Raw genomic sequence first — 18,715 nt, 5'->3', positions numbered from 1 at the left:
GTCCCAAGCGAGTTTTCGGTCAGACGACCGAGATCAAAACAGACCATCCAACGAACATTCAACTTTCGACAATTTCATAGGTCAACGCATGATTGCCCTGGATCCCGCCGCGAATCGCCCCCAGTTCATCAACGTCCGCGTCAAGCGACAAGATGGTCCTGGTCAAGAGCCGTATTGGCAATTGTTCAAGATCGACTACGAGCCGGAGTTGAATGTGATCTCGGTTCTTCAGCGAATCGCAGCGCTCAGCAAGACGTCAGACGGCAAGAAGGTGACACCGGTCGTCTGGGATTGTGGCTGTCTGGAAGAGGTCTGCGGCGCTTGCACCATGCAAATCAACGGACGCGTCCGGCAGAGCTGTAGTGCGCTGGTCGATCAACTGCTCAAAGACAACGCCGACGAAATCGTCTTGGAACCGATGAGCAAGTTCCCCGTGCTGCGCGACTTGATGGTCGACCGCCGGCGGTTGTTCAAGGCACTCGAAAAGGTCAAGGCTTGGGTCCCCGTCGACAGCTATTACAACATGGGGCCCGGCGAGCGACAGCTCCGTGCCACCCAAGAACAGAACTACCCGCTCAGCCAATGCATGAGCTGCGGTTGCTGTGTCGATGCCTGCCCACAGTACAACAAGATTGAACTGGAGCGGAAAAAGGACGAGACGGAGGAAGAGTTCAAGAAGCGCGAAGAGAAAGCCTGGGACAAAGCGTTCGTCGGTCCCCACGCGATTTCTCAAGCGATGCTGTTCAACAATCACCCGACCGGCAAGTCGATCGCGGGCGAGCGGTTGGATGCACTGACCGCACCCGGCGGAATCCAAGCCTGCGGCAATGCACAAAACTGCGTCGCCGTTTGCCCCAAAGAAATCCCGCTCACCACCTCCATCGCCCGCGCCGGACGAGCCACCACGATCCACACCATCAAGAAGTGGTTCGAGAAGTAGAGTACTGGTGAACGAGGTTGAGTCACCTAAGATCCCGACGATGTTAGCGGAACGGCGCGAGCCGTCCGGTTTCGGGTTGAAGTTAACTTCAAGACCGGAGGGCTCGCGCCCTGCCGCTAACAAAACAGACGCCGTTTGTCCGCCGCGGATCGCGCCATTGAGCCCACGATCCCCTACCGGGGCAACGCACAACACAGAGCGCTCGATGCGCCAGCACCTCACGCCGTCCGCAGATTCACTTCTCGACACAGACTGCGGATCGATTGCTCATCGGCCAAATGAAACGTGGGGATATTGGCGGCGATCAAGGGACCGGCGAGCGCGCTGTAGTCGTTGATGTCCAGCGTGTTGATGATCGCCGCGACCGCTTTCCCACGGCGGGCAAATCCGATCAGGGTCGACAACGCGTCCGGAGTCGCCTGTTGCAAGATCGCAATCAGCGTCGTCTCGTTGCTGATCCGTGATTCCGTCTCATTGAGCAGTTCGGCAAGCGTCATTCCATCGCTGCGTTCCAATCGCGCCAGCGTGGTTCGCAACTGTTGCAGGTGCACCGCGCCCCGCGACGCGTCCAGAACGACGGGCCGCAACCGATCATTTTTGTCGAGCATCGTTGCGGATTGCTTGGCTTGGTCACGGACACGGTGGTCGCCGATCCAACCGTCGGTGCGGATTCGGTCGGCGGCGTCGCGTCCGTTGGTGATGAACCCGAACGGTTGCGATTGATCGTGCAGTGAACTGGCGATCGAAAATGCGGCGGTGATCGCCAGGTCGGTTCGAATCGGCTCATGCTGGGTCGGGTTGGTCTCGGTGTGCATGTCCAGCACCAACGTCGCACCCGCGATCGACGTCGGCTCGTACACTTTGCTGTGCAAGACACCGGTGCGTGCCGTCGCCGACCAATGGACGCGTCGCATCGGGTCGCCGGGTTCCCAACGACGAATGCCGCGCAATCGAGTGGGATCTTCCATCACGTTGTCACGCATGCGGATTTCCCCCATCGGCCGACGTGACGCGATTTCATAATCATCCAATTCCACCGTCTTGGGCAGTACCGTCAAATATTGGGGATGGGTTCCAAGCCGGTAACGGCGGTACAGACCCATCAGGTCACCGGTTTCCAGCACCGTGGGGCCGATCTGAAAATAGCCGCGACGATTGCACTGAATCGTGTAGTCCAGATGCCGTGTCTGTCCGGGCCACATCAACAGGACCTTGATTCGGTCGCCCTGAACGTCAAGCGTCGGTGGCGTGTGAATCGTTGCCCAGCGAGGAATCAAATCTTCGACCAGCAACCAAAACACCGGGACCTTGCTGGTGTTGGTGACCGAAACCTTGACCTTCAGCGAATCTCCGATCTTGAGTTCTGCGTCGCCGCCTTCGCGGGTGGCGATCGAGCATTGGGTCCAGGTCAACGCCAAAAAACGATTGATGAAGATCACCGCCGCTGCGACGATCGCAGCAAGCACCCACAACGAACCGCCGAACGCAAGCCCCAGCAGCAACACTGCGGCGACCGCAGCGATCAGTGACAAACCGGCCCCCGGGCCCGACGATGCATGTGGATCTCCCATCGCATCAGTTTAACTCGGATGAACCGTCCGGGGTTCAAGCGAAACGCAAAGCGACCGACGCAACATCGAGGTCGCAATGAAAATGATCAGAAGTGCCAGAGACAGACGGGGCAGAAAAATCATCTATCCGCTCCGATCGCGATGCCAAATCTCTTCTGCCCCCATCGTTCTGCCACCATCATTCTGCCACCATCATTCTGCCACCATCATTCTGCCACCATCATTCTGCCACCCCCGCCCAGCCCGCCGACCGGCGACAGCAGCCACCTAATTTTTCAAGCTCGATGCTAACCGCTAAAAGCTAACTGCTAACACCTCCCTACAACGGAGCCGGCAAATCTCGCTTAACAAATTGTCTTGCAGCGAGCAGATAGCAGATGCCACCGAGCACGATCAGGATCATTGGGTAGATCAACGGCGGCAGCATCCCGTCGGGCATCGGCGTGGACCAATCCCACGGCGCCGACAGGCCGTCTTCGGCGACCAACGCGGCCAGTTTCTGGGGGCGGTAGCAATTAAAAAACGACATGCCCTGCAACCAGTTCAGCGACTCGGCCGCCTTGCCCAGGCCGAACATCACCAATTGCACGACATAGATCGCCATCACCATTCCGATCGTTCGCCACCGGTAACGGTCGATGCTGCTAAAGAAACTGGACAGTCCCAGCAGGAAAAAGCCGAACGCGAACAGGCTGAACGTCGGTGCCGCATAGGCTCGCGAGTCGACGCGCTCGGAAAGCGGAAACGACTCGACTTGCGGTTCGCTGATCTGCAGCGGGATGGTCCATCCGAACAGCGGCACATCCACGCTCGGCGGCGGAACCGTCTCGTCCACCGTCGTCACCGACACCCCGACAAAAATTCCGAACCACACCAGTCCACACAGCAACGCCAGCCCGCCGACCGCAACGGTCGCGTGGGACCACATCAATTGGGCCCGGCTGATCGGTTGCGCCAGCAGCATTTCCATCGTCCCGCGGCCCAGTTCCCCGCTGACGACATCGCTGCCGCGCGAAAGGCACCAGATCACCGTGCACAGAATGATGATCGGCTCATCGTACGTCAGACCGACGCGACCTTGGTAGGTGAACAGCGAATCAAAACTGATCGGCGAAAGCTTTTCAAAACCGCGCAGCTGTTCGAGGATGTTTTGAAATTGCCCCATGTCCAACAAGCTGACGACCCAGACGCGAACCCAGGCGAACGCGAACAAGGCCAGGCCCAGCGAGACAAACAGCAACGCTGCCTGTTTGATGTAACTGCGCAAAAGAATTCGGTTGATCATCCTGCCACCCCACCGCCGATGTGTTCGTTGACGTCGCCGTCGGGCGGCACTTCATGGTCGCGTGGGTCTTCCAAGGTGTCGTGATGCACCGAGTCGTAGACCGAACGCAGCCCCAGCGGTTCGATTCGCATCCGATGCAGTCCCAGCGAACTGATCCAGGGCAGCATCGGGGCCAGGTCGCCGGCGGTGTCGATACGGACGGACACCGCGCCGTCACTGGCGATCGACTCGACTTCGGTGATGCTGATGTGATCGCGAAAGGATTCGGGGAGACTGGCCTGCGTGGCCGAGCGATCCAAGGCGGTTCCTGTTGGCAAATCCGCCCAGATGCGATGCCGCTGGAACAGATCCGCCATCTGCAACTCCAGCACCAAATGGCCGCCGCGCAAAAACGCCACGCGATTGCATGTGTCTTCGATCTCGCTGAGCACGTGCGACGAAAAAATCACCGTGCGGCCGTCACGATGGGCCTGGGAAACCAATTCCATGACCGTTCCGCGAACCGTCGGGTCCAAGTTGGCTGTCGGTTCGTCGAGAATCAACAGGGGCGTCGCCGGCGCGAGCACGACCGCCAGCGCCAACTTTTGCCGCATGCCGGTCGACATCATCGAAACATGGCGCCGCGTGTCCAGTTCCAGCGCTTCGGCGATCGCCCGGCTGCGCGACAGATCGCCGCGGGGATGAATGTCCGCGAAAAACCGCAACACGCCATCGCCCCGCAGGTGCCGGGGCAACCGCGCGTCGCCGGGCAAATAGGAAACGTTTTGCCGCACCGCGACCGGATCGGTTTGGGGGTCCGCCCCGCAAACGGTCGCCCGTCCGCCGCTGCTGTTCAAGTAGCCCAATAAAGATCGAATCAGCGTCGTTTTGCCCGCGCCGTTTGGCCCCAGCAGCCCGAAAATGTCACCTTGAAGCACTTCCAGATTGCAATCGACCAACGCCCGAAAGCTGCCGTAGTGTTTGGACAATCCGTCGCACACCACCACGGGCGGACGTTGCCCGGTCTCGGCAGCAGCGGCCGTGGGCGCTGGATTCGCAGTCGGCGTCGCCATCTGGCCCGGCAAGTCGATCAATTCGGTCAGGGAAGGCTGGTGTTTCAAGGACAGACTCTGAACCTAATAGTGGAAATTCGATCGGTCTATTGTGTGAGTCGGTCAAACCTTAGAATCTAACTGCCGGACCTCGCCCACCATTCTCGATCGCCCGGGCGTCTTCCGCTACCGCACTGCAATCTTTCTTTTCACTGCTCCTGCCCCCCAATTCGCAAGCTTGTCCATGACCTCATCTGAACTTCCCGCCGGATTCCAATTTGCCGGCGTCGCCTGTGGAATCAAGCCCAGCGGAAAACCAGACCTGTCGCTGATCGTTGGGGACGACCGTTTGGTCGCGTCCGGCGTTTACACGCAGAACCAAGTGGTCGCTGCGCCCGTCGAAATCTGCCGCAGCTTGACACCCTCCAAACGGATCCGCGCCGTCGTCACCAACAGCGGCAACGCAAACGCCTGCACCGGGCGGCAAGGCGCGTTGGACGCCGCGGAGATGTGCCGCAGTGTCGCAGACGCCATCTCCGCCTCCGAAGCCGAGGTGCTGGTGATGAGCACCGGGATCATCGGAAAGAAGATGCCGATGGACCGCGTCAACGCAGGCATCAAGAACTCGGTTTCAAAACTCGGTCGCGACATCGACGACTTCACTGCGGCGGCGGACGCCATTTTGACAACCGACAAGGAACGCAAAGCGGAGTGTCGCGAAGTCCAACTCGGCGAACAAACGATTCGGATCGCCGCGATGGCCAAGGGTGCCGGCATGATCTCGCCCAATCTGGCCACCATGCTTGCCGTCGTGATGACCGACGCCCAGTTAGACCCCCAGCAATCTCAACGGATCCTTCGCGAAGTCGCGTCGAAAAGTTTCAACTGCGTCAGTGTCGATGGACACACCAGCACCAATGACACGCTGCTGTTGCTTTCCAGTGGCGCCAGCGGCGTCCGCATCGGCGATTCCAATGAGAAAGACTTCATCCGTGCGTTGACCGATTTGGCCTGTCGCTTGGCGCGACAATTGGTCGCCGATGGTGAAGGCGCCACGCACGTGATGAAAATCCGCGTCGTCGGTGCCGACAACGATGCCAGCGCCGCCACGATCGCGCGGACCATCGGTGCCAGCCCGCTAGTGAAAACGGCGATCTCCGGCGGCGATCCGAACTGGGGACGCATCGTCTCGGCGGCCGGTTATGCCGATGCCAAAATCCATCCCCAACAAACGTCACTCAAACTCGCCGGGACAGAAATCTATCACAACGGCGTCCCGACCGATTTTGATGCCGCCGAGGTCAGCAAAGCGATCAAGGCGAAGAAAGAAGTCGACTTGGACCTGTTCGTTGGCGATGGGCCGGGAACCGCCATCCACTGGGCCAGTGATCTGACCGTCGAATACGTCCGCTTCAACAGCGAATACACGACTTAAGAAGAGCCGACGAGGAGATTCGAACCCCTGACCTATTCATTACGAATGAATTGCTCTACCAGCTGAGCTACGTCGGCGTGTTTCGATCGACGAATCCGCCACGGGCGTGGCAATCAACGTCTGATGCGTGCAAATTACAAAACCAAAGCCTGGTCGACCAGGGCCCATCGGGCTGCTGCAAGATTTCTACCAAGAACCCTCGGCACAACTACGTTATTCGGCCTCGCGATCGCCAACCTGTAACGAAATTCTCTCACTGCACGGTGGTCTGTGAAATCTGCCCCCTTTACGGACACCGCAAACCCGCGAGGGTTCATCCGATGGCCCGCCGTGTCTGCGAGACAGATTTCTTTTAGTGTCGGGACGACGTGGCGAGTTCGGTTGCGCGCCGAAACTCAGGATTCCTCGCCTCGTTCCCTGCAGGAATTCAAAAGTTGCTGACTCTAACGTTTTCTATGTTTGTTCGCGAGGAAGCCCGGAGGGCTGGCACAATGCTTGCCGGTGGCGTCAGCCACCGGAATGGAAAGACCTCGATCACGGAGGCCTGAAAGGCCGGCACAATCGGTCTCATAAGCTGAGGGCATTGGAAAAGCTGGGGAATTGTGTCGGCCCGCTGGGCCTCAGAGACTCCTTGGAATCATCTCCGGTGGCTCACGCCACCGGCATCCACTCTGCCGGCCCTCCGGCCTGAAGGACGTCGCCTAACCGGCAAAATTTGGTAAATAGAAAACGTTACAGTCAGGAAATCCAAGCAAATTCTTCCAAGTTTTTTCGATCTTTTTCCGGTTAATGGTTAAAAAACGTCGTTCTAGCGAGCTTTTTCACGAGCGATCGGCGTGCCACGACTCGACAAAAAATATTTTTTTCGCTAAAAATTTTAATGCTGGGCGAGCTCCCGTCGCCGCCCAGGCCCAAAAAGTCGGCCAGACAGCTTGTACGCGTGGCTGTTGCGGCAGCCAATGTTTCTGGACCGGCGGACCAACACAACAATCGCTCGCAGCCGCGGGCAGGAGAACTGAACTCGATGAATGAAGTCGAACTGGACGTCGTCGACTTGAAAGAACTCATTCTGTCGAACAATTCGTTCGGACCGAATGATGTCGCCGAGATTCGGCAAATGATCGCGGAAAACTACGGCCATTTCGCCGAGCTTCGAGACGCGGTCAATGAAATGGAAGATGATCCGGCGCTGACGCCGGCCGGCAAGACAAAGATGGGCGTCTGCCAGTTCTTACTGGGCCATTTCGCCGAAGCCCTGCAAACCCTTCGCGCCGCCGATGGCAGCGCGACGGCTCTGTTCTACTGCGCCCGCTCGCTGTTCGAACTCAAGGATTTCGATGCCGCGATCGAGACCTACGAACAAGCCCAACGGGCCGGCTACAACGAAGATCAGTGCAAGATTTTTATCGCCGAATCACATCGTTACAGCGGCCGCATCGAGAAAGCGATGTTGCTGCTCGATGACATTTTCGGACCGGCCGAACAAACCGCCGAATACATGTACCAACGTGCCGCGACCGTCGCCGGTGTCGGCGGACGCCGCGACGAAGCGATCACGTTGTACCAGCGTGCCGTCCAAACCGACGAAAACCATGCCGGTGCCCTATTCGGGTTGGCTTGGGAAAATGACCGCATGGGCAATGACGAAGAAGCGCTGCGTTTGTACGAGCGTGCGGCCAAAGCCTTTCCGACCGGTGTCGGTGCCCTGATCAACCTCGGCCTGATCTACGAAGATCGCAATGAGTTCGACAAGGCACAGATGTGCTACAAGCGAATCTTGGACGCACACCCCGATGACGAACGCACGCGGTTGTACATGAAGGACGCGTCGGCCAACGGCAACATGCTGTACGACGAAGAAATGCAGCGTCGCAACGATCGCTTGGCCCAAACGCTGAACATGCCGGTCGCCAATTTCGAATTGAGCGTTCGAAGCCGTAACTGTCTGTCCAAGATGGGCATCGAAACGATCGGCGATTTGACCCGCACCAGCGAGTCCGAACTGCTGTCGAGCAAGAACTTTGGCGAAACCAGCCTGATCGAAATCCGCGAGATGTTGGTCAGCAAGGGACTCAAGCTCGGACAATTCGCCCATGAGAAAAAAGCTCCCGAGCCGCCGGTCGATACCAGCCACTTGTCGCCCGACGAACAAGCGATGCTGGAGCGACCGATCTCCGATCTGAACCTCTCCGTTCGCGCCCGCAAGTGCATGGCACGGTTGCAGCTCAACTCGATCGGCGAGTTGCTCCGCAAGACCGGCGACGAGCTGCTCGAGTGCAAGAACTTCGGTGTCACCAGCCTGACCGAAGTCCGCGAGAAGCTGACCGACCTCGGACTGAAACTGCGTGGCGATTGATCACGACTGCACGATAGAAAATCTACAAAGCCAGCCTTCGGTAAGGCTGGCTTTGTTCTTTCCAGTTCTTGGTCTTCAATCCAAAACATGGAACTTGGAACATGGAACTCGGAACTAACAATACATGACCTTCCGCTTCGATCTACACCAAACCGACACGGCGACCGGTGCACGGCGCGGGACGTTCACCACGCCACACGGACCGGTGGAAACGCCAGGGTTCATGCCGGTCGGGACACAGGGCACCGTCAAGGGGCTGACGATCGACCATGTCGCGTCCACCGGGGCGCACATGATTCTCGGCAATACCTATCATCTGGGGCTGCGTCCCGGGCATGAAACCGTTCGCGCCCTCGGCGGGTTGCACGCCATGTCAGGCTGGGAAGGCCCGATCCTGACCGATAGCGGCGGGTTTCAAGTCTTCAGTTTAAAAGGCATCAACAAGATCTCCGAACACAGCGTCGTCTTTCGCAGCCACATCGACGGGGCGCTGATTGATTTGACGCCCGAGCATTCGATCGAGATTCAAGAATCGCTCGGTAGCGACGTCGCGATGGTGTTGGATCACGTCGTCGCACTGCCGGCCGAGCGAGACGACGTGCAACAGGCGATGGAACGGTCGATTCGTTGGGCCAAACGTTGCCTGGAATACGCCAGCCGCGGCGACCAGGCGAAATTTGCAATCGTCCAAGGCGGTCTGGACGTCGAGCTGCGGGTGCAGTGTGCCCGCGAGTTGGCGGCGATGAATTTTGAAGGCTACGCGGTCGGAGGACTCAGCGTCGGCGAGACCCCCGATGAGATGTATCGCATCACCGCGGCGACCACGCCGGAGTTGCCGGCCGACAAGCCCCGCTACTTGATGGGCGTCGGCCGCCCGATCGACCTGCTGGAAAGCATCGTTCGGGGGATCGACCTGTTCGATTGCGTGATGCCGACACGCAACGGCCGCAACGGGTTCGCCTTTACCGACACCGGACCGATCAAAATTCGCAACGCAAAGCATAAAACCGACACGTCACCTTTAGACGAATCGTGTGACTGTCTGACCTGCACGCGTCACAGTCGCGGCTACTTGCGGCATCTTTTCATCGCCGGTGAAATGTTAGGCCCGACACTCTTGTCGTTGCACAACTTGACGTATTACCAGAAAGTGATGCGGGGTGCGCGAGAAGCGATCCGAGCGGGTACACTCGTGGAATACATCGCGACGAAAAAAAGCCAATGGGGAATCACGTGAGACAGATCATCGCCGTCGTTCGCCCCCACCTGGCCGAACGGGTCTTGGAAACGCTCAAGCGAGCCCCGTTGGAAGCCCTCACGGTCAGCGAAGTCAAAGGGTACGGTCGCCAAAAGAGTTACTTGGACGAGTATCAAGAAACAGAATTCTCCGAAGCGTTTCTGCCGAAAGTCGAAATCACGCTGTGGGTCGACGACTCACGTTACGAAGAGACGTTAGAGAAAGTCGTCACGGCGGCGCGGAGCGGACGAATCGGCGACGGAAAAGTTTTCACGTTGCCCGTCGAAGTCTTTCAGTAAACGTCCTTGCACGTCGGCAGCGTCCTGTTACGGACGTCACCCTCCCGTGTGCGGGAGGGTCGAGCGCAGCGAGGGGCATACGCACCAAGTTAAGGAATTGAGGTAGAAAAAAAGCGGAAAAACCTTCATGAGGTAGTTATCACCACAACCTCGGAAGAAGGAGTTTCCGCCGTGAAGACCATAGATCGATTGGCCACTTTGTTACAGACCAGTTTCGGAGAACTTGCCGAGCAATCTGCCGCCGAATCCAAGGTCATCAAACGACGACGAAAGTTTGATGCCTCAACGCTCGCGAAGTCGTTCATTTTGGCCATGCTAGCCAAACCGACCGCCAACGAGGAGGACATTGCCAGCATGGCTGCTTCTGTGGGGCTGACGATTTCTCCCCAGGCCGTTGAGCAACGATATAGCGATCAATTGGTCGCCTTCTTTCGTTCGCTGTTTGCCAAGATGAGTATGCAGGTCATGCACTCCGAGTCGAAGCTCGCCCCGCTTTTGGAACGATTTACGTCGGTCAAGCTGATCGACAGTTCGGTGATCAGCTTGCCGCCGAGTTTGGCAGCAGAATTTGCAGGTTGTGGCGGTGTAGGGGAGCACAATACCGCTGCAGTGAAGCTTCAAACCGAACTTGACCTGGCCAATGGGGAGTTGCAGTGCATTCAACTCGAACCAGGGAAGTCGCCCGATCAGGCAACAAACCGTCAAGTCGTGCCACTCCAGAAAGGCTCACTTCGAATCGCTGACCTCGGCTATTTCTCATCCGCCGTCCTTTCGTGTTATGCAGCGTGGGGAGCCTTTTTCCTGACGCGATTGCTTTACAACGTGAAAATCAAGGTGGACGATCACTCCGAAGGGCTAGTTGCTTGGCTGAGCCGACAAAATGACTCACTGATCGACTGCGACGTCACAGTCGGCCAAGGCACTCCGCTGGACTGCCGATTGATCGCATGGCGAATCCCCAAGGCAATCGCCGCGAAACGTCGCAGGGAAGTTCGCAAACGGGCGAAAAAGAAGGGCCGTACACCGAGTCAGGACCGCTTGGCGGCTTGCGACTGGAACTTTTTAGCCACCAATCTTGCAGTAGAGCAATTGAGCGTCCAAGAGGCGATCGTTTTGTACCGCAGCCGCTGGCAAATTGAATTGCTCTTCAAGCGATGGAAAACGTACTGCCAGATCGATCTGATGGATGGGCGCACGGACACCATTTCGATGGCCCGGTTTTGGGTCCGCCTCTGTGGTGCACTTCTCCAGCAGTGGTTGGTCATACTGGCGGGCTGGTTCGAGAATTCATCGCTAAGCTTCGCAAAGATAGCTAAGCGGCTTGCAAATTGGATGGATGAATTGGCCAGTTGCCTCGTATCGCATTCAAGACTTTGCGAATATCTCGCAAAAATCCGAAACCGAGTCCTACCGATCTGCAAGCGAACAAAAAGGCGGAAAAAGCCGGGAACTGCGGAATTGCTCCGCGATCCCAACTTGCTCGAATATTCCTTAACTTGATGCCTATGGGGTCGAGCGCAGCGAGGGGAGGGTTTCCACGCGCCACTAGCTGACGCCACGTGCTGACACCCCAGCGGGAAGCGTGAGCGACCGGCGCGTGAGCGATTGATCGTCACCGACGACCTCTCCGTTTGCGTCTGTCGGCGCGACCAACGTTTGCTGCGCGCCGGCAGTTCCGGCGGTAACGATTTCATCTGCAAGAATTTTTCACTTTCGAATCGAAACGGCTAGGCGCGAGAGAAGCGATCGACGATAACTTCGGTGCGGGATGGAGCAGCCCGGTAGCTCGCGAGGCTCATAACCTCGAGGTCGTCGGTTCGAATCCGGCTCCCGCAACTTCTCGGAACGATCAAACGCGTTTCCGACCCTGATGTGAACGAAAGGTCGGCATGGTTTCCATGCCGGCCTTTTTTCGTTTTTGCCCCGTATTTCGCGGTGTTTGCGAATTCACCACCGCCACGTCGCGTTCTTCGTTTCTTTGGCCCCGTCATTACCTGGGTTATGGGATCGGCGGTGATTTGGCGTCTCTTGGCCGGTTTTCTTTGTTTCTTCGTTTCTCTACCGCTCTGGGTTAACGAACGTAGCGACCTCTCAGACGGTCACTACGTGAAAAGGGTTTGATACAGCAAAACACTTGGTTTTTTGAAACGTGTGTTTCTGCTACCCCCTTATTCGGTGGTCTCGGCAGAGAACCGCCGAGTACGCTGGGTAATGCGAAACAGAGAAACAGAGAAAAGCTGCGATCTTGAAACCACCAGAGTGGATTCAATCGATCTCTACTTGGTTACTTCGTACTTGCTCGGGTTCTGATTAAACATCTGTTGTTGTTCTTGGCCTGGGAACAAGTATCGCATTCCTTTGTAGAGGCTGGTGAACTCGGCGACGCCGTCAACGTCTTTGTTCATTTCGACCCGACAAACCGTGCACTTGCCGCCAAGTGCGATGTCGGCGTGAGCATATTTCTCCTTGTTGGCTTGAAACATACTCTTCGCTTTCTCGTTCGAGAACAGATACAGATGGTCTTCGTGCAATGCCGCAAATTGAAGACTGCCAGGGACTCGTTTTCCCATCTCCACCAAGGCGACGATGCAGTCGCCACCAAGAATGGGTGTGTACTTCGTGGGGTCTTTCAAAAACATTTGTTTCTGTTCTTCGCCAGGGAACAGGTAAGTCTTGCCATCGTATTGTGCTGAGTACTGCGCATCGCCCTTGACCCACTTTTTCATGTCGATGATGCAAACAGGACAATAGCCTTGCAGTCCCACTGCGCCGGCGTTGGTTTTGGTGCCGCTCCCTGCCTGAGCAGCTGGGGGTCTAGCGGATGGAGTGGTTCGTGTGCCCGATTGAGCATTAGCGGCGGTTGTGAGGAGCGAGCCGAACAGGAGTGTGGTCGCGCCAATCGCAAAGCGGCGGGTGATCAACAGGTGTGCTTGGGAAAGGAGGCGGTTCATCGTTTCTCTCTTTGAAAGTTCGAGTGATGGATTGGTTTTCTATCTTCAGAAGGAAGACGCAGTGCGAGTGGTTTCCTTACACCAATAAATTTCGCCACGAAAAGTTTTCTCGTCTGTGAGGCCACTCACAACCTCGCCAATCGTGCCAGGCCAGAATGCAGGCGTTGAATTTACCGGGAGCACGGCTTCCCTTCCTCACTCGATGAATAGGCTCGATAGATGAAATCTGCTACGAAGAGTTGTGCAAGCGTTGTGTTCGTGTTTTTGGTCAGCTCACTCTGCGGTGATGCGCAAGCACAAAGCGGATCACGCGGCGGCGGATACTCTGCACCGGCAATGTCTGCACCTCCAGCACCTCGCATGTCGCCCGCCCCCACGCAGTCATTCGCCCCTCAGTCGGTTGCCCCAGTTCAATCGGCACCAATCGCAGTCGGCTCCGGATGCGCGTCAGGTAACTGTGGCGGCAGCGTCTCCGCCAGCCCGACGGTTAGTTATTCGTCGTCAATGTCGCACCCGAGCTACACTCCCCTGTACCAACCAACGACGCAGTACCAACCGACGACGAAGTACCACCAAAGCTACTATCAAGCTGCTCCAGCGACATACACCAAGACGCACTGCCACACCCGACATCGGTTGTTTCGCCATCGGTAACGAGCCTAGTTCGACGTGCCTGATCCTTGGGAAGGTGCATTCGTTGAATCGTCGGCCTGTGCGTCGGTGTTGGCCGCAGGCGAAGAGTCGGGTGATTCAGGTGAGCTGCTCGATGAGCATCCGAGCAACGGAACGCAAAAAATCATCGCCAAAAGTGTCAATCGCATGTTTTTGAACATTGTGGTTTCCATCGCTGGACAGGGAAAAGTTCTTTTACCGAGACCAAGTATCACTTGCATCGGTTCGGTACGTCCGTGAGGCATCTCACACAAGTGTCAAAGTCACTAACACGTCGATCAGTCGAAAGGGAGTCAATCCGAAATGAGTATTCAGTCTGGACTTATCCGCAGTCTACTGCTTTTCACACCGCTGGCGATCGCAGTGACATGGTCGTTACAGCGTCATGTTGATCGTTTTCACGGCGATCAGCTAATTGCCCAGCCGGTGCAGCATCGAGGACTAGGAGGTAGCGGGTTTGACTTGAGGCAGGCAACGATTCCCGTCCAAGAGATTCGCTCCGGTGGCCCTCCCAAAGACGGTATTCCTTCACTTTCCAATCCGAGGATGATTTCGGCCGCAGAAGCGACTTACTTGCGAGCCAGCGATCGAGTGATTGGCGTCGTGTCCGGTCGTGAATCGCGTGCCTATCCACTTGCCATTTTGAATTACCACGAAATCATCAACGATCGCATCGGCGAGCTACCGATCGCAGTGACCTATTGTCCGCTGTGTGACTCCGCAGTCGTCTTTGATCGTCGGACTCCGCTGGGAGAACGGGAATTCGGCGTCTCGGGCTTACTCTACAACAGCAACGTACTGATGTACGACCGATCCGATACGGAAAGTCTCTGGTCGCAGGTGAAAGGCGAAGGCGTTTCTGGCCCCGCTGCCAGAATGAAGTTGACCGTTTTGCCGATGGAACTTTCCACGTGGGCTGGCTGGCGAAAACGCCATCCAAACACAACCGTGGTCTCATCGGAAACCGGTCACCGGCGAAACTACCAAGGCAGTCCGTACACACGCTATTTCAAACAGCCCAATCTCATGTTTCCGGTAAAGCCAATCAGCAACGCGTTGCCCTTGAAGGAAAGTGTGCTGGGAGTTTGGGACGATGCCAGCGCATTGGCGATTCCCATTTCCGCGTTCGGAGGGAAGTCGATGCAAATCGAAAAGTCGCTCGGCGGTAGAAAATTCACCGTGGCCTTCGACGCCGACGATCAAACGATCCGAGTCGTCAAGTCGGAGGCTGGACTTCGGTGGATGAATTCGTTTTGGTTTGCGTGGTATGCGTTTCGACCTGAAACCGAGATTGCGAGTCGCTGACGTAGTCCTCCGCATTGCCCAACCAATGGTTTCAAAACTTACGAAACCTAACGCCGCGACCGATACCACTGATCGAGTTTCGCTGGCGAGACACCAAGGTTAAAGCTGGCGATGCAAAGTTGGTTGATGAGCGTGGTTTTCAGGATTCCCAAATGCAACCACCGGCGGGCGGAAGTTGTGACGGCGGCTTCGGCCAGCGAGATGGTTCCGTGCTTCCGCAAGCGGCGGCATAGCTCGACGTCTTCCATTAGCGGCCAGTTCGGAAAACCACCCAGCTTGAAAAACCGATTTGCGGACACAAACAACCCCTGGTCTCCGTAAGGTCGCCCGAGGAAACGCGACCTGAAGTTCACGCCGTGCTCAATCCATCGCAACCCCAAACGGTCGCCGTCGATTCGCAACGAGAAGGCGCCCGCGATTGCGTCTTGTTCGAGTGTCGCCCGAACGTGATGATGAAACGAGTCCGGAAGTTGGGTGTCCGCGTGCAGAAACAGCAGTACATCACCGCTGGCCACCGCAGCACCAGCATTCATCTGGCGTCCACGCCCTGGATTGCTGATGACGACCGTAACACCCATCCGTCGCGCGATGTCGATCGTCGAATCCTCGCTGCCGCCGTCCGCGACAATGACTTCGACATTGGGAAGTCCAGCGATTCGTCTAAGCGTCCGTTCGATACATCGCTCTTCATTCAGCGTCGGCACAATCACCGACAACACACCCTCACGAGTCTGGGGAAGCACGTTGTCGAATGTTTCGGGAAAACGCCGACAAACGACCAAGTCCTCTGGATAGTCGACGTCAGAAAGTGTTTGCAAACGATGAACTATGCATCGCGACTGCTTTGCCTTCCGGGCGGTTTGTCGTGATACGCTTTCGCTCCCCCAGTCGATCTCTTGAAAGAGGTCAGGCTGATTCGCTTTCAGTCCAATCAAGTAATAGCCACCGTCGATCGCTGGCCCCAGAACCACATCGGCGTGTGACAAAGCGTTGATTGCTTCGTCGAGAGTCGCCGAGTCGATTTCTGGGCAATCCGACCCCATCACCACGACTCGCGTTGCCCCCTCATTGAACGCGGTCGCAAAGGCATCGGTCAATCGCTGGCCCAAGTCGCCGCCGTTCTGCGAACGATACGTTAGGCCCGCTCCAAACATACAACTCATTCGCGAAGACTCGCCTCCAGCGAACCGTACTTCCAAGTCACAAGGATGGTCTGCACCGAAGCTATTCACGACAGCGAGGGTGCGCTTCGTGAGTGCCTGCTGAAGTTGTGCGGCGCGTTCTGGCCCCAACGCCGGAATCATGCGAGTTTTCGTCACACCTGGTTCGGGATACCTCGAGAACACGATGACGCGATTGTTTGGTGGCTTCATCGTGTCGCTTCGTGAATAGTCGCGTGTGGACAAGGCTACGTTAACACGCTAAAAACGAACCAGGCGATTGCTGCAGCAGCGGGTAGGGTCGTGACCCATGCGAGCAAGATCTGACCGATCGACTTCCAGTTCGCTTGACCTGTCGCACTTCCGATTCCAAACAGTGCGCCGCAGGAAACATGAGTAGTCGATACGGGCAACCCCCAGCGGCTCGCGAACACGACCAAGACCGACGTGACGAGGTTCGCGGAGAAACCCTGGCCGGCGTTCATTTCAGTGATGCCGTGACTCAGCTTCTCGGCGATCTTCTTCGCACCGAACCAGCCACCAATGGCAATCGCCAATCCGCAGACTACTGACGCGGTGAGCGAATTGAGGGCTGGAACAATCAATAGCAGCGCGGCGATCTTTGGCGTGTCATTCAAGCCACGCGCGAAACTCACCATTCCGGCGGAAAGAAAATGCATGGTATCGAGCGACTGACGAGCGTCGATCCCCACAAGGTTACCGGCATAATGATCTCGGCAGCTGACGTTGGTCCCCAACGTGATCGAAAGCTCCTCAGCACGCGTCATTGCCATCGCGCCCGATCCCAACGGAACAACTTCGACGACTTCGCGACCGCTGCAAAGACATGTTTCTTTCGTAATCCCCATCGCAATCCGGGTTCGACGAAACATCTGATAAAGGACTGCCGTAACGAGGATCGCAATCAGTGGACTCAGCAATAGCGGTGCCATCAGCTTGGATGACAGAACATGCCAATCGACGGCAAACGATGAGGCACCCGCCGCTCCGACCATCGCCCCCACCAGAGCGTGAGTCGTAGAAATTGGAAACCCCAGGCGGCTAGCAAGCATCACCGTCGCGCCTGCAGCCAACGCGACTGCAACACCGAATTCATTCTGAGCCACGAGTGCGTCCGGCACGATTCCTTTGCCAGAGAATCGTTCTAGTAGTTCGCGAGCGAGCCAAACGGCCGTCAGCGAACCTGCCGCAGTGGTTACCGTCGCCCACACGAGGGCTCGGCGGTACGTCGTTGTGTCACTGCCGTACAGTGTGGCGACGCCTTTGAAGTTGTCGTTCGCACCGTTGGCGTACGCCAGCAAGATGCCGGCAATAAGAGCAAGTAGGACGATCATTATGCTGCTCCGATCTTTACGACCGCGCCCTGGCAGCTCGATCCGCACCCGGCCGTGCAGCCGAAGCAATGTCGGCCGGTTTGAATCACGCGGTCGCCAAGTCTCGCGGGATCGAAATCCGAAATATGTTGCGGGAGTTCCGCAGGCAGTCCCATGTGCAACATCTGATTGAAATCGCAATCGAACAAGTTTCCTTGCCAATCGACGGAGATCATCGTGCGACACATGACGCCATCGACCGTGACCGGATTGAAGCTGTCGATCAGCTTCTGCATGTACTCATCGAGTTGGTCGTTGCGAAGCAGATCATCAAGGAACCGGCTGATTGGAAGGTTGGTGATGGTGTGCAGTTCCGAAAAGACAATGTCGTATCGCGATTTCAGCTCGTCACGGAACGTCGATTCGAGTTTGTCTTGCGAAGGTGGCAGCGAGATTCCGGTCGGGTTGTAAACGAGAGTCAACTTTCGCCCTGAACCCGGATGCCCGTAGCCCAGTGCATTGAGTCGACGAAGCGCGTCGATCGAACGCTTGAAAACGCCGTCGCCGCGTTGGCTATCGCAGTTCTCTTCCATGTAGCACGGCAAAGAGGCGACGACTTCGACATCATGCTTGGCAAGAAACTCGGGTAAGTCCTTGAATCCATTGGCCATCAAGATCGTTAGGTTGCAGCGGTCAATCACTCTGCGCCCAAGCTTATGAGCTTGCTCGACAAGCCAGCGGAAATTGGGATTCATCTCCGGTGCACCACCGGTGATGTCCAGCGTCGGTATGTCGTTGTTCGCTAGGACGGCGATGATCTGCTCAGCCGTTTCTCGCGACATGCTTTCGCGACGGTCTGGCCCGGCGTCCACGTGGCAATGAGTGCAAGTTTGATTGCACAGCTTACCGACGTTGATCTGCAGTACTTCGATGGCAGTTGCACGAAGATTTGACAGACCGCTTGATCGTAGCTTTTCGTCGAAGTACGGCTGTCGCGGCTTCGCTTCTCCTTCAAGGATTTCTCGCTGCATGGCTGCGTTGGCAAGTTCGCTTTTTTTTCTTAGGAGTGATAATTGCATGTTGTTGCTTATGTCGAGGAATATTGCATGAGCCAGCGTCTCTGTGAATCGTTGAGAAAC

At 56.8% G+C, this 18,715-nt stretch carries 14 protein-coding genes and 2 tRNA genes; 8 read left to right on the top strand and 8 right to left on the bottom strand.

The genetic code is table 11. From position 1 onward, the window contains the following. The first annotated feature begins 88 nt into the window (after positions 1 to 88). Complete coding sequence (gene sdhB / locus TBK1r_RS05530; RefSeq protein WP_145207953.1) at positions 89 to 940, top strand: succinate dehydrogenase iron-sulfur subunit; 852 nt, start codon at positions 89 to 91, stop codon at positions 938 to 940. A 218-nt stretch (positions 941 to 1,158) separates the two neighbouring features. Here sdhB and TBK1r_RS05525 read toward each other — a convergent pair whose 3' ends face one another. From TBK1r_RS05525 to TBK1r_RS05515, 3 genes are all read right to left on the bottom strand, one after another. Further along, complete coding sequence (locus TBK1r_RS05525; RefSeq protein ID WP_145207951.1) at positions 1,159 to 2,511, bottom strand: DUF58 domain-containing protein; 1,353 nt, start codon at positions 2,509 to 2,511, stop codon at positions 1,159 to 1,161. Positions 2,512 to 2,830: 319 nt separating this feature from the next. Further along, entirely contained in the window at positions 2,831 to 3,796 is a 966-nt protein-coding gene (locus TBK1r_RS05520) for an ABC transporter permease subunit (RefSeq protein WP_145207950.1), read from the bottom strand. Beyond that, positions 3,793 to 4,896, bottom strand: coding sequence for an ABC transporter ATP-binding protein (locus TBK1r_RS05515; protein WP_419581001.1), 1,104 nt, complete (start codon positions 4,894 to 4,896; stop codon positions 3,793 to 3,795). Before TBK1r_RS05515 ends, TBK1r_RS05520 begins: the two co-directional genes overlap by 4 nt. A gap of 175 nt (positions 4,897 to 5,071) precedes the next feature. Here TBK1r_RS05515 and argJ point away from each other — a divergent pair, with 175 nt between their 5' ends. After that, positions 5,072 to 6,262, top strand: coding sequence for a bifunctional glutamate N-acetyltransferase/amino-acid acetyltransferase ArgJ (gene argJ, locus TBK1r_RS05510; protein WP_145207948.1), 1,191 nt, complete (start codon positions 5,072 to 5,074; stop codon positions 6,260 to 6,262). A 4-nt stretch (positions 6,263 to 6,266) separates the two neighbouring features. Here argJ and TBK1r_RS05505 read toward each other — a convergent pair. Then, positions 6,267 to 6,339: transfer RNA gene (locus TBK1r_RS05505), tRNA-Thr, on the bottom strand. A gap of 947 nt (positions 6,340 to 7,286) precedes the next feature. On the opposite strand from TBK1r_RS05505, the gene TBK1r_RS05500 reads away from it, so the two are divergent. The 5 genes from TBK1r_RS05500 to TBK1r_RS05480 all read left to right on the top strand — a co-directional run bounded on the left by TBK1r_RS05500 (position 7,287) and on the right by TBK1r_RS05480 (position 11,990). Beyond that, positions 7,287 to 8,618, top strand: coding sequence for a tetratricopeptide repeat protein (locus TBK1r_RS05500; protein WP_095740928.1), 1,332 nt, complete (start codon positions 7,287 to 7,289; stop codon positions 8,616 to 8,618). A 124-nt stretch (positions 8,619 to 8,742) separates the two neighbouring features. Next, positions 8,743 to 9,855: a tRNA guanosine(34) transglycosylase Tgt gene (tgt, locus tag TBK1r_RS05495; protein ID WP_145207946.1), complete on the top strand. Its 1,113-nt coding sequence runs from the start codon at positions 8,743 to 8,745 to the stop codon at positions 9,853 to 9,855. After that, positions 9,852 to 10,154, top strand: a complete 303-nt coding sequence (locus tag TBK1r_RS05490) for a P-II family nitrogen regulator (RefSeq protein WP_095740930.1) — start codon at positions 9,852 to 9,854, stop codon at positions 10,152 to 10,154. The genes tgt and TBK1r_RS05490 overlap by 4 nt, the downstream gene beginning before the upstream one ends. Positions 10,155 to 10,325: 171 nt before the next feature. After that, the gene (locus TBK1r_RS05485; RefSeq protein ID WP_419580149.1) at positions 10,326 to 11,654 is read left to right on the top strand and encodes an IS4 family transposase; all 1,329 of its coding nucleotides are present in this window, start codon (positions 10,326 to 10,328) and stop codon (positions 11,652 to 11,654) included. 262 nt (positions 11,655 to 11,916) lie between these two features. Then, positions 11,917 to 11,990: transfer RNA gene (locus TBK1r_RS05480), tRNA-Met, on the top strand. 440 nt (positions 11,991 to 12,430) lie between these two features. Here TBK1r_RS05480 and TBK1r_RS05475 read toward each other — a convergent pair. Then, positions 12,431 to 13,105 (bottom strand): hypothetical protein, encoded by a 675-nt coding sequence (locus TBK1r_RS05475; RefSeq protein WP_145207944.1) that lies wholly within the window; start codon positions 13,103 to 13,105, stop codon positions 12,431 to 12,433. A gap of 975 nt (positions 13,106 to 14,080) precedes the next feature. Here TBK1r_RS05475 and TBK1r_RS05470 point away from each other — a divergent pair. Beyond that, a complete protein-coding gene (locus tag TBK1r_RS05470; RefSeq protein ID WP_145207942.1) occupies positions 14,081 to 15,082 on the top strand; it encodes a DUF3179 domain-containing protein in 1,002 nt (333 codons plus the stop codon). Between the two features lie 47 nt (positions 15,083 to 15,129). Here TBK1r_RS05470 and TBK1r_RS05465 read toward each other — a convergent pair whose 3' ends face one another. Genes TBK1r_RS05465 through arsS form a run of 3 tightly spaced genes read right to left on the bottom strand, consistent with a single transcriptional unit; the run spans position 15,130 to position 18,655 of the window. Continuing rightward, positions 15,130 to 16,455 carry a TIGR04283 family arsenosugar biosynthesis glycosyltransferase gene (locus TBK1r_RS05465; RefSeq protein ID WP_145207940.1) on the bottom strand — a complete coding sequence of 442 codons (1,326 nt, stop codon included), beginning with the start codon at positions 16,453 to 16,455 and terminating at the stop codon, positions 15,130 to 15,132. A gap of 35 nt (positions 16,456 to 16,490) precedes the next feature. Beyond that, entirely contained in the window at positions 16,491 to 17,666 is a 1,176-nt protein-coding gene (locus tag TBK1r_RS05460; RefSeq protein WP_419581000.1) for an inorganic phosphate transporter, read from the bottom strand. After that, positions 17,597 to 18,655, bottom strand: coding sequence for an arsenosugar biosynthesis radical SAM (seleno)protein ArsS (gene arsS / locus TBK1r_RS05455; RefSeq protein WP_145207938.1), 1,059 nt, complete (start codon positions 18,653 to 18,655; stop codon positions 17,597 to 17,599). Before arsS ends, TBK1r_RS05460 begins: the two co-directional genes overlap by 70 nt. Positions 18,656 to 18,715: the final 60 nt, after the last annotated feature.

This window comes from Stieleria magnilauensis, assembly GCA_007753675.1.
Lineage (GTDB): Bacteria > Planctomycetota > Planctomycetia > Pirellulales > Pirellulaceae > Stieleria > Stieleria magnilauensis.
The sequence above is the reverse complement of the archived record's forward strand: the minus strand, read 5'-3'. Positions and strand labels throughout refer to the sequence as shown.

Bases quoted from the DNA above. Each gene is read 5' to 3' on its own strand.
- sdhB (WP_145207953.1), top strand. From the start codon at position 89: ATGATTGCCCTGGATCCCGCCGCGAATCGCCCCCAGTTCATCAACGTC.
- TBK1r_RS05525 (WP_145207951.1), bottom strand. From the start codon at position 2,511: ATGGGAGATCCACATGCATCGTCGGGCCCGGGGGCCGGTTTGTCACTG.
- TBK1r_RS05520 (WP_145207950.1), bottom strand. From the start codon at position 3,796: ATGATCAACCGAATTCTTTTGCGCAGTTACATCAAACAGGCAGCGTTG.
- argJ (WP_145207948.1), top strand. From the start codon at position 5,072: ATGACCTCATCTGAACTTCCCGCCGGATTCCAATTTGCCGGCGTCGCC.
- TBK1r_RS05500 (WP_095740928.1), top strand. From the start codon at position 7,287: ATGAATGAAGTCGAACTGGACGTCGTCGACTTGAAAGAACTCATTCTG.
- tgt (WP_145207946.1), top strand. From the start codon at position 8,743: ATGACCTTCCGCTTCGATCTACACCAAACCGACACGGCGACCGGTGCA.
- TBK1r_RS05475 (WP_145207944.1), bottom strand. From the start codon at position 13,105: ATGAACCGCCTCCTTTCCCAAGCACACCTGTTGATCACCCGCCGCTTT.
- TBK1r_RS05470 (WP_145207942.1), top strand. From the start codon at position 14,081: ATGAGTATTCAGTCTGGACTTATCCGCAGTCTACTGCTTTTCACACCG.
- TBK1r_RS05465 (WP_145207940.1), bottom strand. From the start codon at position 16,455: ATGAAGCCACCAAACAATCGCGTCATCGTGTTCTCGAGGTATCCCGAA.
- arsS (WP_145207938.1), bottom strand. From the start codon at position 18,655: ATGCAATTATCACTCCTAAGAAAAAAAAGCGAACTTGCCAACGCAGCC.